General features: G+C 54.4%; 11 protein-coding genes. 9 read left to right on the top strand and 2 right to left on the bottom strand.

What is annotated here, in order from left to right; genetic code table 11:
- Nucleotides 1-20 precede the first annotated feature (20 nt).
- The 6 genes from E7745_RS04450 (at nucleotide 21) to E7745_RS04425 (ending at nucleotide 6258) form a co-directional block, all read left to right on the top strand.
- Nucleotides 21-1613, top strand: coding sequence for a RagB/SusD family nutrient uptake outer membrane protein (locus E7745_RS04450; RefSeq protein WP_123398149.1), 1593 nt, complete (start codon nucleotides 21-23; stop codon nucleotides 1611-1613).
- 60 nt (nucleotides 1614-1673) lie between these two features.
- On the top strand, nucleotides 1674-2564 hold the full coding sequence (locus E7745_RS04445; protein ID WP_205746913.1) for a putative zinc-binding metallopeptidase: 891 nt from the start codon (nucleotides 1674-1676) through the stop codon (nucleotides 2562-2564).
- 21 nt (nucleotides 2565-2585) lie between these two features.
- A complete protein-coding gene (locus E7745_RS04440; RefSeq protein WP_136408388.1) occupies nucleotides 2586-3875 on the top strand; it encodes a DUF4302 domain-containing protein in 1290 nt (429 codons plus the stop codon).
- Between the two features lie 12 nt (nucleotides 3876-3887).
- Entirely contained in the window at nucleotides 3888-5342 is a 1455-nt protein-coding gene (locus E7745_RS04435; RefSeq protein ID WP_136408387.1) for a BACON domain-containing protein, read from the top strand.
- 273 nt (nucleotides 5343-5615) lie between these two features.
- Entirely contained in the window at nucleotides 5616-5927 is a 312-nt protein-coding gene (locus E7745_RS04430; protein WP_136408386.1) for a nucleotidyltransferase family protein, read from the top strand.
- Nucleotides 5908-6258 (top strand): DUF86 domain-containing protein, encoded by a 351-nt coding sequence (locus E7745_RS04425; protein ID WP_136408385.1) that lies wholly within the window; start codon nucleotides 5908-5910, stop codon nucleotides 6256-6258. Before E7745_RS04430 ends, E7745_RS04425 begins: the two co-directional genes overlap by 20 nt.
- A 132-nt stretch (nucleotides 6259-6390) precedes the next feature.
- Here the strand turns inward: E7745_RS04425 and E7745_RS04420 are convergent, their stop codons facing one another.
- Together E7745_RS04420 and E7745_RS04415 are read right to left on the bottom strand one after the other, a co-directional pair.
- Nucleotides 6391-7356, bottom strand: coding sequence for a transposase (locus E7745_RS04420; RefSeq protein WP_237613087.1), 966 nt, complete (start codon nucleotides 7354-7356; stop codon nucleotides 6391-6393).
- A complete protein-coding gene (locus E7745_RS04415; protein ID WP_107037111.1) occupies nucleotides 7331-7702 on the bottom strand; it encodes a transposase family protein in 372 nt (123 codons plus the stop codon). Before E7745_RS04415 ends, E7745_RS04420 begins: the two co-directional genes overlap by 26 nt.
- A gap of 176 nt (nucleotides 7703-7878) precedes the next feature.
- On the opposite strand from E7745_RS04415, the gene E7745_RS04410 reads away from it, so the two are divergent.
- The 3 genes from E7745_RS04410 (at nucleotide 7879) to E7745_RS04400 (ending at nucleotide 16111) form a co-directional block, all read left to right on the top strand.
- A complete protein-coding gene (locus tag E7745_RS04410; RefSeq protein WP_136408384.1) occupies nucleotides 7879-9984 on the top strand; it encodes a hypothetical protein in 2106 nt (701 codons plus the stop codon).
- Between the two features lie 126 nt (nucleotides 9985-10110).
- Nucleotides 10111-13287 carry a DUF4450 domain-containing protein gene (locus E7745_RS04405; protein WP_136408383.1) on the top strand — a complete coding sequence of 1059 codons (3177 nt, stop codon included), beginning with the start codon at nucleotides 10111-10113 and terminating at the stop codon, nucleotides 13285-13287.
- A 19-nt stretch (nucleotides 13288-13306) separates the two neighbouring features.
- Nucleotides 13307-16111, top strand: a complete 2805-nt coding sequence (locus tag E7745_RS04400) for a glycosyl hydrolase (protein ID WP_240740366.1) — start codon at nucleotides 13307-13309, stop codon at nucleotides 16109-16111.
- The last annotated feature ends 1 nt before the right edge of the window (nucleotide 16112 follow it).

Here is a 16112-nt window from a genome sequence, read left to right as displayed (position 1 = left end):
CACTCTAAAGAATCAGTAAAATGAACAAATATATAAAATACGCATTCGCGCTTGCTCTGCCGACTGTAGCCCTCTCATCATGCGACGACTACCTCGACACCATGCCCGACAACCGCGCCACCATCGACACCGAAGACAAGATCAAGAGCCTCCTCGTGTCGGCCTATCCCACTCATGAATTCAGTCTTGTCTGCGAATTATCATCAGACAATTGTGATGACATCGATCCCAACAGTCCATATTCAGAACGATTTTTCGAAGATGCCTTTGCATGGAAAGATGAAATGGAAACCGGCCAAAACGAGTCTCTGTCTCGCTATTGGGAAGACTCCTACAATTGCATCGCATCAGCCAATGAAGCCCTTGAGGGCATCAAACGCCTTGGAGGCCCCGTGACCACTTCTCTTCAGGGTCTCTATTCGGAAGCTCTTCTCTGCCGCGCCTACAACCACTTCATGCTCGCGCAGCTCTTCTGCATGCCCTGGACACAGAATGCAGCCCAGGAACTCGGTCTCCCCTACATGGAACATTCTGAAACCGAACTCCGTCCGGAATATGAACGAGGCAATCTTGCCGACTTCTATGAAAAGATCGAAGCTGACCTCACAGAAGGGCTCAAATATGTGACCGATTCTCACCTTGACGTCCCCAAATATCACTTCAACCAGAAAGCAGCCTATGCTTTCGCAACTAAATTCTATCTTGCTGTGGAGAAATGGCAGGATGCAGCCGATTGGGCCACAAAATGCCTCGGATCATCACCCCGTTCTGTTTTGCGTGACAACGATGCACAGGCAGCCTTACCCGTAGATGGAAATGGAGTCTATGGAGAACCTCAGGCCCTGGAATACATTAAGCTGACACATCAGTGCAATCTCATGATGACCACTGCTACATCTCGTATAGGCTGGGTGTTCGGTCGTTCATATACCGGCGGTCGCATCAACCATAACAACCATATTGCATCGACTGAAACTTTTCTTGCCCTGCAAAACAAATTCGGATCTTTCAAAAGAATTTATGGCAAATATATCGGATCAAGCGATATGGCTCTTCTGCGTAAAGTTGTATGTCTCTTTGAATACACTGACATCGTTGCTCAGACCGGTTTTGTACACTCTGTAATTCCTGTATTTACCACTGACGAAGCTCTTCTCAACCGTGCAGAGGCCTATATCATGCTCAACCGTTATGACGAGGCTGCTGCCGATCTGACTCTTTGGGCTCAAAACTACTACAGCGGTTGTCCGGTTCTGACTCCGACCGACATCACAGAATATTTTAACAGTCTGGAATACAGCTATAGCGCAGAATCTCCGATCAAGGGCACCCTCAAAAAGCACCTCAACCCTGCATTCTCAATCGGAGCCGAAGGATCGACCCAGGAAGCCATGCTCCAGTGCATGCTTGCATTCCATCGCGTTGAGACCCTCCATTTCGGTTTCCGCTGGTTCGACATCAAGCGCTACGGAATAGAAATTCCCCGACGCACTCTCAATGCCGGTGGACTTCCTTCGGTTCAGACCGACTTCCTTGCCAAAGATGACAAGCGCCGTGCATTCCAGATCCCCCTTGACGTACGTGACGCTGGTCTTGAAGCCAATCCTCGCTGATTCGTTATCAACTCTCTTAAGAGTTCCAAACAAACTAATCATTACTAAAAGATCATAATAATGAAAACCAGAATATTAAGCCTTTTACTGCTTTCCGCCGTAACTTTAGGCTTCACTGCCTGCTCCGATGATGACCCCGACACCGGCAAATCTGTTATCACTTTGGGCAATACCGAAAAGAACGATTTCGACAAATGGATTGAAGCCAATTACAACAAGCCCTACAATATTGACTTCAAATACCGCTACGAGGACATTGAAGGTGACTTTGACTACTATCTCGTACCTGCCCGCTACGAAGATGCCATCACTATGGCCCATCTCATCAAACACCTCTGTGTTGAGACCTATAATGAAGTAGCCGGCGTTGACTTCACCCGTCAGTACTTCCCCAAGATGTTCTACACCGTCGGTGAATGGGAATACAAGAACAACGGCACATTCATTCTCGGCACCGCCGAAGGAGGTTTGAAAATCTACCTTACCGGTCTCAACTATCTGCCGACCTACCTGCAAAATGCCGGAACGCTCAATCACTATTACATCAAGACAATCCACCATGAGTTCACCCACATCCTCAATCAGACAAGGACTATTCCATCTGATTTCCAGACCATAACATCTACCGGTTATGTATCTGACATGTGGAATGAGACCCCCAACTGGCTCCCGCGCGGATTCATCACCGATTACTCGCAGCACTCTTACATTGAAGACTTTGCTGAAGTAATGTCAGTATATATCACAAACGACAGCGCCACTTGGGACAAATGGATGACCCAGGCCGGAGCAACCGGATCAGGCCTCATCCAGCAGAAACTCGATATTGTACGCGAATACATGCTCTCAAACTTCGGCATCGACCTTGACGAACTCCGCGACGTAATCCAGCGCCGTCAGAATGAAGTTATGACAGGAGTTGTCGACCTGCAGGATCTCTCTGTTTATTAATCTTCCCAAACGATTCAAACTATGCGACTCAATAAATTATTCATAGCAACTCTGCTTGCATTCTCGACTCTTGCGTTACAGTCCTGCCTGAAAGATCAGGAAGATTTCTTTGACGAATCATCGTCAGAACGTATGCAGGCTGTCCTTGAAAACACCAAGGCCGTACTCACAAGCTCTGACAACGGATGGATCTTCGACTACTATCCTGACCGCAACCTTTCATACGGCGGAATCATCTATGCTCTGAAGTTCGATGACAAAAAAGTATCTGTCCGTTGCGAACTCTCACCAGACATGGAGGAAACCAGCTTCTACAAGCTCAATACCAACAACGGCCCTGTACTCTCGTTCGACTCCTACAACACCCTCATGCACTTCTTCGCCACTCCATCAAGTGGTGAATACCAAGCGAAAGACGGAGACTTCGAATTCATGATCATGAATGTAACCGAAGATCTTATCACCCTTCGTGGCAACCGTACAGGCAACACCATGTATCTCCGCCGCCTCAATGAAGACCCTGATGCCTTTGTCCATGCCATAGGAAAAATCTATGATACTAATGTTTTACCATCGGCTAATGGCTCTGTAGGCGCAAATGCCATTACTTGCAAGAATGACATTAATGCTCACTACATGGAATTTTTCTGGGGTGGTGACAATAGTCAATCCTCTGGTGAGTACTATCTGTCAACTTCTACCGGAATTCGGTTCAAAAATCCCGTAACAGTAAATGGAGCCACAATCTCTGAATTAAATTATACATTTGACGATTCTAATAAATCAGGCGCATTTACCGGTGAAGATTCTAACGGTAATTCGATTTCTCTATCCGGTGTTCTTCCTGAAACTTATGCGTTCTTTGATGAGTTTAAAGGTTCGTTCACTTTCAGCTATGCCAACGGAGCCAAAAATGTAAATTGCACCCTCGTTCCTGATAAAGTCAACGGAATCATCACGATCTCAGGTCTCAACCGTAACTACGACCTTATCGCCACTTACAACAGGAGCTTAGGCTGTATGGAACTTTGCGGACAGGTGGTAGCGGTTACTTCTGATTCACAGATATTATTCATGGGCGGTACATCATCCAGTTTCTATGCAAAATCATCAGTCGGATTCTTCTTTATCAAAAATCCCCAGAATCCGACCCATTATGAGATTATGCCCAACAATGATCCCTATTCAAGCAAATGTAACAATAGTTTCGTAATCATTGAATCCGCTGACAAATATTATATTCCACCTACTTCTTATCGGATCAATGGCGACTACAACATTTCAAATGTCAAAGCATTTATCAAAAACTAAATCTGGAAAAAGATGAAAAAGATATATAAATCAGTATTGTTCGCTATAATTGCTGCCGCGGGTTTCACCGCGTGCAGCGATTATGAAGCGCCGGACATCACAACCGAATCGGCCATCACAATCACAGGCCATGAGACATCTTTCCCCGCCTCGGCTTCTACCGGCTCGATCACCTTCGAAGCGAAAGGCCTGGTGACAGTAACCGCCAACAATGAATGGATCACAGCCTCTGTTGATGGCAACCGCATTGACATCGCCGTTGACCAGAACAACGACTTCTCAGGCCGAAGCGGATCAATCTCAGTCAAATGCGGCAACGCCACTGACAACATCTCGATTATCCAGTCAGGCATCATCTTCAAATATGACGATGTCAGCACAATTGATATTGATTCCGATGCTTGGTCTCAATCTTATAAAGCCGAGGCAACACTTCCAGTGTCTGTTACATCTGACTCTGAATGGCTCAAGGCCTCTCTGACTGACGGTATCCTGACAATCGCGGCTGACCGCAACACCAAACTGCAGGCACGCACCGGCATTGTCACAATCTCTGTCGGCAATCTCACCAATGACATTACAGTCAATCAAGGACCTCTCATCTTCCCCTTGGTAAAGGTTACTGAAATCAGCCAGAATGACGATGCCAAAACCTATACCTATGACTTCCCCTCTGACATCACTGTTCAGTTCAATACTGAGTCATCTTGGATCCACGCAACCTTCGCCAACGAGACAGTGACCATCACAGTTGATGAAAACAACTCCGGCCACATGCGCTCAGGCTCACTCTCCTACAGTCTCGAAGGAGCTGCCGGTTCATTGACCGTTTCTCAGTATGATTTTGACAAGGATATTGCAGGCGAATACCAGTGGATATTCACTGATCCCTCTGACGGCAAAAACTACTATTTCCCGGCCACAATGAAACGCAACGGCAACACTTACACACTCGACTTCACTGTAGGTGCATATAATTTGTCGGCACCGTTGAAATGGAATGACGCAACCAAGACCCTTAATCTTGCCGGAGGAGCCTATCTTGGCAAATGGAGCTCATATTTCGCTTATATGTGCTATACATTCTATGATCCTGAAGAAGATGCCATATTCTATACTTGGGATACCAAACCGAGCATGAATGCTTCGTTCACCTACTTTGAATCACAAGACATGGGAATCACAGCAGCTGCATTTGTTGATGCAAAAACATTTGACTACGCCCTGTCAGCCATGCAGATACATGCGTTTAAGGCTCAGCCTGCATCATCAGCTTCAAGCGCCGGCTACATTAAGAAAATGGAAGAACCCATACTGATGAGAATGCAGACTCTTTCGGAAGAAGGCGGAAATACTGAAGAAACCACAGCTGCAACACCCCTCAAGAAGACGGCCGCAGCAAGAATAGTCTCTGCAAAACCTGCACTCGAAACAACACTTAATTCCGACACCATGCTTGCCCGCTGAGACAATCTCAGCTATCGGACAAAAAAATGGTCCGTTGATTTGACAACAATACAGACAAACAGCAACCATACTTGACCCAAGCCCCGCCCCGACCGACCGGTTATGGCGGGGCTGACTTTTTCTCTTGAGAACCCTGAGGCCTTCTAATCAGGCTAATCAGGCCAACCCCAAATCTCCCAAACCTCCCAAATCTCGCAAACCCACCCTGAAGCCAAATTTTGCAGTCTGCGGGCAAATTCGTAACTTTGCGAAAACCGCCAAACTCTTGCAGTTATGACCAAAGAGACCGCATCAACACTGATTCCACGCCTGAAAGACTTCTTCTCGACACAGCCGGTCAGCCGTGTATGGCTATTCGGATCATTCTCCCGCGGAGAAGAATCTGATAAAAGCGATGTCGACATACTGCTTGAATTCGACAAAAGCCAGAATATAACACTTTTCACAATGGGGCAGATGTATTCCGCACTAACCAAGATGCTCCACCGGGCAGTAGACCTTGTTGAGCTTGACACCCTCATGCCCTATGCCCTCCCGTCAGTCAACCGCGACAAAATCCTGATCTATGAGAGAGAAAATCCGTGACCGCGAACGGCTTCTACATATGGTTGAAGCCATTGACAAAATTGACTCCGCACAGTCACGCTATCCGGAAGAAGCTCTGACTTCCGATCCGATTCTGTTTTATGGAATGGTGAAATGTCTGGAAATTATCGGAGAGGCAGCCTATAAGCTAACAGAATCAACCCGCAGCAGCCACCCTGAAATTCCTTGGTCAGCAGTCATCGGCATGAGGCACGTTCTTGTGCATGGATATTATCAGATCAAAGCCGAAAGAATACTCGCCACTATTGAAACAGACCTTCTGCCCCTGAGATCAAGCTTGACCGAAATTTTAAAAACCTTTACTGACTAAACATACTTAGGCCCTCCAATCAGGCCAATTGGCCCAATTGACCCAACCCCAAACCTTCCAAATCTCCCAAAGTCGGCTCAAGCCGAAAGCACGGTGCATATGTTAAATTGGGCAATTAGAAGTGTTAAATTTTTAGGCGTAGAGTTTGACTAATCGGAAGATGAAGAAGTCGCGGTCCCGGACACCACGCATTTGTGAGCGAAATATTTTGACTTTAGAGTTGAATGCCTCGGCAGAGGCATTGGTCGCACGACGACGGAAATAGTTCAGGATTGTTGGGGCGTGGTTCTTGAATGTTTTGATTACCGAGCGGAAGTTGTTGTTACCCAATGCCATTACCTTTTCATACCACTTGTTCATCCTCCCCATGGCTTTTGTCGGTGAGATTTTAGCGTTGAAAATCTTGCGCAGCTCCATCGCAAGGCTGTATGCAGCCTTCAACATTGGATAGTATTTGAACAGTATGTTGACACGATGGCGCTGTATGTCAGTCCATTTGTTCTGCGACATCATCAGAGTGTGTTTGCTGCGGGCCAGTATCTGGCGCATGGTCTCTCCGTTGGAGTACGTTACCGGCGGTTCGGACTTGTTGCGGTTGTTTTCCTCTGCGATGAGCTGTCGGCGAATGTCAATGCGGATTTCGTCAACGGCCTCATTATAGACCTGTTGGACATGAAAACGGTCGTTGACTACATGGGCGTTATAGAACACTTCTGCGGCTATGAGCATCATTGATGGCGAGAGATCGCAGGTCACTTCCTTGACCCTGCGTCTGATTGATTTCTCCATAGCTCCGATGAGTATGGATATAATTTCGTCACTCTTTGTTCCGGGAATGGCTGCCGCAAGTGTTCCCTTGCCTCCGTGGCCGTCCTTGTTGGTCAGGAACGTCCATACCTCCCCGTTGCTCAGACACGTCTCATCAAGACTCATGTAAGGGCCGATATTATCGGCGTTGAAATAGAACCCACAGCCAAGCTCCTGTTCGCACCAGTCGGCGTAACCGCTTATCTTATTGCGGTACAAGTCGGCAAAATGTTTGCCGTTGACGCAGTACATCTGCGCTATCTGTTTAATCGACAGGGCTGTCGTCTCCACCTTCGTCTTTTAAAAAAGCCACGAACTCGGCGCTGAGTCGTGTTCCTTCCTCGTTGGGAAGTTCGAGATTGTAGCTGAAGATTTCGTTGGTCTGCCTGTCCCACCACTTGTTCTTGCGCATGTGAAGAAATACAGGCCGTCCACGCATCGGATAGTCCTGTATTGTTACATAATCCGTATAGCCTCGCGCTACGATATTTGGATTACGATAGTCTTCATCAGACAGTTTCTTCTTTTCGTCAAGCCATATGTCATAGGACTGTTCCGTGCGCTCGAAGCGCACCATTTCAAATAGTTCGTCCATGCCCTCGGGCAGGCACATCCATATTGCATCTGCGGTTTTCATGCCACAAATTTAACACTTTTCTCAAAATTCATGCACCGTGCTTTCGGCTTGACCCCAAAGTCCCCAAACCTCCCAAACCACCCAAACCCACCCTGAAGCCAAATTTTGCAGTCTGCGGGTAAATTCGTAACTTTGTGCCAAATACCTTAAAATTTACCATAACAGTATCGGAACCGATGACTTTCAAAAACTTATTCTATGCAGCGGCTCTCACGTTGCCGCTTTCGGCTCTTTACTCCTGCGGATCTGCCTCAGCCATTGACCGTCAGGCTTTAGTGGAAAGAAACAACCCCCACATCACCGCCATCGACACCCTCGCCTCGCTCTCTGTGGGCAACGGAGAATTCGCCGTGACCGTCGACGTCACCGGCCTCCAGACATTCCCCGAACTCTACAGTAAGGGTGTGCCCCTCGGCACTCAGGCTCAGTGGGGATGGCACAGTTTCGCCAACCCTGACAACCTCCGTCCCGAAGAAGCCCTCAAGGACTATGACTTCGGACGCGGCCGCAAAGAACCCTACGCAGTGCAGTTCAAGGAAGCCGGACGCCCCCACGATGCCGCAAACTGGTATCGCGTCAACCCCCACCGCCTCCACCTCGGAGCAATAGGCTTTGCCGGACTTCAGCCCGACCGGATCACCGACATCGACCAGACCCTCGACATGTGGACCGGCGAAATCCGTTCTGACTTCAAGGTCGACGGCTCTCCCGTGGCTGTCCGCACCTACGTCCACCCCGAAAAAGACATGCTCGCCGCCTCGATCAAAGACGAAAAGCATCTGCCCCTGGCAATCCGCCTCCCCTATCCGACCGGCGGACACTGTGACGATGCCTGCAACTGGACCGCCGACTCGCTCCACACCACAGACATTGTCCGCGCCGACGCCAACAGCGCCCTCCTGCGCCACAGCCTCGACTCCACCACCTATTATATAGACCTCGCCTGGAGCGGCAACGCTTCACTCCGTCAGGACGGCCGCAACCAGCTCACGCTCACCCCGGCCGACAACGAGTGGACCGTTACCGCCACCTTCCTCCCCGACGTGCCGCAGGACGCAGCCCCAACCGTAGCCCAGACCCGCGATGCATCCTCGACCTACTGGAAAGACTTCTGGACCAAGGGCGGAGTGGTTGACTTCAGCCACTGCACCGACCCGCGCGCCAAGGAACTCGAACGCCGCGTGGTGCTCTCGCAATACCTCCTCGCCATCCAGTGTGCAGGCTCCACCCCTCCCCAGGAAACCGGCCTCACCTACAACTCATGGTTCGGAAAATTCCACATGGAAATGATCTGGTGGCACCAGGCACAGTTTGCCCTCTACGGCCACGAAGACCTGCTCAACCGCACCCTCCCCTGGTATGAAAGCTCCAAGGGAGTAGCCCGCGAGATAGCCGAGCGCCAAGGCTTCAAAGGTCTCCGCTGGATGAAGATGACCGATCCCTCAGGCATGGAAGCCCCCTCGAAGGTGGGATCTTTCCTCATCTGGCAGCAGCCCCACCTGATCTATCTGGCCGAACTCCTCTACCGCGCCAACCCCGACAGCGCGATGGTCAACCGCTACTATCCCCTCATCCAGGGCACAGCCGAATTCATGGCCGACTTCGCCGAACAGGATTCGACCGGCCGCTACATACTCCGCGGCATCATCCCCGCACAGGAAACCCTCCGCGCAGCCGAAACCGTCAATCCCCCCTTCGAACTGGCCTACTGGCACTTCGCCCTCAACACCGCCCAGCAGTGGCGCGAGCGCAAGGGTGAGCCCCGCGTGGAGAAATGGGACGAAATCATAGCATCGCTCTCGCCCCTCGCCGCAAAAGACAGCCTCTATCTCGCCGCCGAGACAGCTCCTGAGACCTACAGCGACATCCGTCTGACCTCCGACCACATGGCCGTGCTCGCCGCCGTAGGCATCCTCCCCAACTCACCCCTGGTGAAAGCCGACATCATGGACAACACCTTTGACTGGGTTTATGACAACTGGAACTGGGACAAGACCTGGGGATGGGACTACCCCACCACCGCAATGAACGCCGTGCGCCTCGGCCATCCCGAAAAGGCAGTCAACGCCCTGCTCATGGATAAGCGCACCAACACCTATCTCCCCAACGGCCACAACTATCAGGACAACCGTCTGCGCTGCTATCTGCCCGGCAACGGCGGCCTGCTCACCGCAGTGGCCCTCATGTGTGCCGGCTGGGACGGCTGCGAGACCGAAAATCCCGGCTTCCCGAAAGACGGCACCTGGGACGTGCGCTGGGAAGGCATCAAGCCCCTCCCCTGATCCGAAGCCGGACCACGGCGCTTGAAGCCGCCGGTCCTGACTTCGCATTTCAACCCGGAATTATACTGAATCCACAATCGGAGGGTGCCTCTCTGACGGCACCCTTCAAAACCATCACTTTTGTAAATGAAGTTCACAAAAGCCGCCATGCTGTGCATGGCCCTAACAGCCACGCTTGCCCCTCTCAGGGCAGGCGCGGCATCTAATACACAGATCCGCAAGACCCACTACCGCCCCGATGGAATCTCGGCTGTCTGCACCGACGGACAGACCAAATTCAACCGAGCCCTCTACGGCGCACACTCAGGTTTCCGCATGGAGTGCAGCGACATGCCAGAATTCGGCATCTACCTGCCCCGCATGGGCGGCAACCTCCGTCTGACACTCCCGCAGGGCCCTTGCACCGCGCGCTACACCCCCGGCCGCATGGACTACTCCCAGGGCGGCATCGAGGTTGAGGCGCAGGTAATGCGCAGCACCGACATGGCCCTCTGGCGCCTGACCAACACAACCGCCTCAGCCGTCACAGTGCCCGTGCGCTTCGGAGGCGTGGCCGACAAGAAATTCTTCCGCGAGGGCGACCTCGGTGTCGACGACCCCACATGCTTCGACCTCAAACCCGAATACTGCAAGGGCAACATCTTCACCGTCACCGGCGACACCGTCAGAGTGGAATACGGCAACAAGCAGCGCGCACAGCTCTCGCTGCTCATCCCCGCCGCCGACTCACGCATCAGCGAGCTCCCGGTCTCCGAAGGCGAGATAGTACTCGCCCCCGGAGAGAGCAAATACATAGCCCTGCTCCCCTCGTCGGTCATCCCGGCCGGCTTCTCCATCCCCGCCATGATGAAGCAGGCCGAGAGCGAAAGAGCCGCTCTCGCATCGGCAGTCTCCATCTCAACCCCAGATCCCTGGCTCAACCCCATAGGCAGCGCCATGTCAGTGGCCGCTGACGGCATCTGGAGCGGACAGGCATGGCTCCACGGCTCGATTGGATGGCGCACGCCCCACCTCGGATGGCGCGGTGCCTACGTAGGCAACGCCATAGGCCGCCACGACCGCGCCCTCACCCATTTCGCCACCTATGCCGACAATCAGGTTACCGACATCCCCGCCACACTCCAGCATCCCTGCCAGGACAGCACCCTCAACCTCGCGCGGGCTGAAAAACGCTGGGGAACACCCATGTACAGCAACGGCTACATCTGCCGCCGACCGGGAAAGAAAGGCGAAATGTCGCACTACGACATGAATCTCGTCTACATCGATGCCCTCATGCGCCACTTCCGCCACACTGGCGACACCGCAGCCATGCGCCGCTTCTTCCCGGTGATCAAACGCCATCTCGCCTGGGAAAAACTCAACTTCGACCCTGACGGCGACCACCTCTATGACGCCTACTGCTGCATCTGGGCCAGTGACGCTCTCTACTACAGTGGCGGCGCCGTCACCCACTCCTCGGCCTACAACCGCTTCGCCAACCTCATGGCCGCCCGCGTGTCACAGATCATCGGCGAAGACCCGACCCCCTATCTCGATGAAGCCGAAGCCATCGGCAAAGCCATCGACGCCACCCTCTGGATGCCCGAACGCGGCCACTGGGCCGAATTCAAGGATGCCGGAGGCAAACAGCGTCTCCACCCCTCGGCAGCAGTCTGGACCATCTACCATGCCATCGACTCCGAGATCGCCGACCCCTTCCAGGCCTACGCCGCCACCTGCTATGTCGACAGCGTAATCCCCCACATCCCCGTGCTCTCAGACAGCGGAGTCGACAACATCTACACCATCTCCACCACCAACTGGAAACCCTACTCCTGGAGCATCAACAACGTGGCCATCGCCGAAGTAATGCACACCGCCCTCGCCTACTGGCAGGCCGGACGCAGCGAGGAAGCCTGCCGGCTGATGAAAGCCGTGGTGATGGACAACATGTATCTCGGCGCATCGCCCCTCAACTTCGGCCAGATCAGCCACTATGACGCCGTGCGCGGCGAGTCTTACCGCGACTTCGCCGACCCCATCGGAGTCTGGAGCCGCGCCCTCACCGAAGGCCTCTTCGGCATCCGCCCTGACATGACAGCCGCCACTCCCCGTGTGGAGATCATTCCCGGTTTCCCCTCCGACTGGAACTCAGCCTCGATAAATCTCCCCGACATAGCCTACAGCTTCCGCCGCGACGGCGACCGCCTGGTCTACACCATCGACAACCGCTACCGCCTCGCGCCTCAGGTGCTGCTCACAGTGCCGGTCCACGGCGTGCGCTCAGTCAAAGTCAACGGCCGCACCGTAGCCTGGGAAAATGTCGACAGCTCGATAGGCACCCCGCGTCTGCGCATCAACGCCGGCAATGAACCGCAGCTTGAAGTGGTCATCGAGACCGCCGGCGAGCTGACCGCCATCCCTACCGGCCGCGTGCGCGAGGAAGGCCCGGTGAAATTCACCGAGATGGCTGACGGCGTGCTGAAATGGTGGACCGCCGAAATCTCAGCCCACAGGCCATTCACCGCCGTAGCCGCACCCGGATTCGACGATATCAACCCCGCCCGCTGCGAGACAGTAGACCTGCGCAAGGCCTACAACGCCTCCGTCACTGACATCTTCCGCAACCGCTACCTCTCGCCACGTCCGCAGGTGACCACCCTCCAGATCCCCGCGCAGGGCATCGGCGAATGGTGTCACCCGAAACTCACCGCCGAGATCGACGACTCCGGACTCCGCAGCCGCCTGGACCGGGAGAAAGGACGCCTCGTCACCGAACTCGGCATCCCCTTCGCCCTACCAGCCAAAGGCTCAAACGTGATCTACACCTCTCTCTGGGACAACTATCCCGACCGCGCCTCCGTGAAACTCAGCGGCAAAGCCTCACATCTCTATCTCGTCATGGCCGGCTCGACAAACCACATGCAGTCAGGCATCGAGAACGGCAAGATCCGCATCCGCTACAAAGACGGCAGCGAGAGCGTCACCCCTCTGGTAAATCCCCACAACTGGGCCCCGATCGAACAGGATTTCTATAACGACAACCACGCTTTCGCCCTCGCTCCCGGCACCAAGCCGCTCTACCGCATGCATCTGCAGACCGGCCACGTGGCCCGCGATCTCGCCCGCGAGGTTGGCAAACGCCAGGAGCTTGAAAGCACCGGAGCCGACGGCGACATCGTAGGCACAATCCCCGGCGGCGCCGCCGTGGTGCTTGACATCCCCGCCGATCCGAAGCGCAAGCTCGAATCACTGGAAATCGAAACCCTCTCAGGCGACGTAGTCATCGGCCTTATGGGCATAACCCTCCAGCGCCCCTGATTCTCTAAACAGACCGCACATGAATCTGAAAAATAAAACCCTCCTGACCCTCGGCCTTCTGCTCGGCGCAGGCACCGGATGCCTGAGCGCCGCAGAAGTGACCGACTGGTATCCGGTCACCACCGAAAACCGCCCCTTCGTGCGCTGGTGGTGGCTCGGAAGCGCTGTTGACCCCGAAGGTCTCACCTACAACCTCGAAGAGTTTGCCCGCCAGGGACTCGGAGGAGTCGAGATCACCCCTATCTACGGAGTCAAAGGCAACGAAGCCAATGATATATCCTATCTGTCGCCGAAGTGGATGAACATGCTCGGCCATACCATAGCCGAAGGCAAGCGCCTCGGCCTGCAGATCGACATGAACAACGGCACCGGCTGGCCCTTCGGAGGCCCGGAAGTCACCGCCGCCCAAAGCGCGCGCAAGCGTGTGGCCGAAAGCTGGACCGTAAGCCCAGGCAAGAAGCTCAAAATAACCGTCCGTCCCTCTGACCGAAAGCAGCAGGGAGTGGCCACCCTCCAGCGCATCATAGCAGTCAACGGCGACCGCCGAATCGACATCACCTCGCACCTGCGCCGTGACTCCCTGCTCGACTGGAAAGCCCCCAAGGCCAAAAGCGACTGGAAAGTCTATGCCATTTTCAGTGGACGCACTTTCCAGAAAGTGAAACGCGCCGCACCCGGAGGCGAAGGCCTGGTGGTGAACCACTATGACAGCATCGCGGTCAACAGCTATCTCGACCGCTTCGACCGCGCGTTTGCCTCATCAGGCATTCCATACCCCGACAGCTTCTTCAACGACTCCTATGAAGTCTACGGCTCCGACTGGGCCGACAACATCTTCGAGGAATTCGAACGCGACCACGGCTACAAGCTCGAACTCTACCTGCCCGAATTCCTCGACCAGGAGAACCACGACAGCCTCCGCAGCCGAGTGGTGCGCGACTACCGCGCCACCCTCGCCCGAATGCTCCGCGAGAACTTCACCGACGTGTGGATGGCCCGCTCCCACCGCCACGGCGCGCAGGTGCGCAACCAGAGTCACGGATCACCGGCCAATATCATCGACCTCTACGCCGCGGTCGACATCCCTGAATGCGAATCCTTCGGACAGACCGACTTCTCTATACCCGGTCTGGTGCAGGACGGCCCCTCGCGTCCGAGCGATTCCGACCCCGCCGTGCTGAAATTCGCATCCTCGGCAGCCCATGTCACCGGCAAGAAACTCACTTCGGCCGAGACTCTCACCTGGCTCACCGAACATTTCCGCACCACTCTGGCCCGCTGCAAGCCCGAACTCGACCAGATGTTCTGTTCAGGCGTGAACCACGTCTATTTCCACGGCGCCCCCTATTCGCCCAAAGGCGCTGCCTTCCCCGGATGGATGTTCTACGCCTCGATCAACATGTCGCCGACCAACAGCATCTGGCGCGATGCCGACGCACTGTTCGCTTACATAGCCCGCTGCCAGGCTTTCCTTTCAGCCGGAACTCCCGACAATGACGTGCTTCTCTACTTCCCGCTTGAAGATGTCTGGCACCGTCAGGGAGGCAATCCCTATCTGATGTTTGACATCCACAAGATGCAGCAGCGCATGCCCGACATCAAGCAGCACGTCACCGAAATCATGGCCGCCGGTTACGACCCCGACTACATTTCCGACGCCCTGACCGAGACTCTCACCGTCAGCACAGACGGGCGTCTGAAAGGCACAGGCGATGCCACCTACGGCGCTATCATAGTGCCCGCCGTGCGCTTCATGCACCCGGCCACACTGAAAAAGCTGCTATCACTCGCTCAGGAAGGAGCCACGGTCATCGTCACCGGCTCTCTGCCCGCTGATGTGCCCGGTCTCAGCCGCTACGACCAGCGCCTCGACTCACTCCGGACCCTTCTGCAGGCCGCTCCTGAAATAGGCTCCGTGCCATGCGTCCACTCCGAAGGCAAGGGCCGCATAATCACCGCTCCTGACATAGCCTCCGGACTGAAACTCTCCGGACTGCGCCCCGAAACCCTCCGCTCCGACCGTAACATCTCCATGATACGCCGCCGCAACGAGGCAGGAGGTTTCAACTACTTCCTCGCCAACCTCAAAGGCGACGCCATCGACGGAAAAGTCACCCTGGCCACTCCCGCTGCCGCCGTGGGCATCTTTGACCCGCTCACCGGAGAGTCGGGACTGGCTCAGACCTATGAGTCGGAGCCGGGCACCACAAGCCTGCGCCTGCAGCTACGTCCCGGTCAGTCGATAATGCTGAAAACCTTCGCCGTGAAGCCCGAAATGGCTCCCTGGGGCTACATCGAGCCTGCCGGCAAGCCAGTCAATATCGACCGCGGCTGGAGCATAGTCTTTGAAAACAGCCAGCCGGCCATCAGCGGCACCTTCGCCACTGACACCCTCACCGCATGGACCGATCTGCCCACAGAGGAAGCCAAAGTAAACTTCGGCACCGCTGTCTACAGCGTAGAGTTCAGCCTCGACAATCCGGCTGAAGCCTCTGACTGGATACTCGACCTCGGCGACGTGCGCCACAGCGCCGAAGTCACCGTCAACGGCCAGGACGCAGGCAAAGTCTGGTCAGCCCCCTTCACCCTCAGCGTGGGCCGTCTGCTCAAGCCTGGGCTGAACCGCCTCGAAGTCCGCGTGACCAACAACCAGGCCAACCGCATAGCCGACTTCGAGCGCCGCGGTATCAAGTGGCGCATCTTCAAAGATGCCAACATCGCCTCGGTGACCAATGCCAAGACATTCTCGTTCGGCGACTGGGAGGAAGTCCCCGCCGGACTCAACTCCACAGTGAGTCTCATACCCGTAAAAATCAACAATTAAA

The sequence above is a fragment of the Duncaniella sp. C9 genome (assembly GCF_004803935.1).
Classification (GTDB): Bacteria; Bacteroidota; Bacteroidia; order Bacteroidales; family Muribaculaceae; genus Duncaniella; species Duncaniella muris.
This window is presented reverse-complemented; position numbering and strand designations above follow the sequence as displayed.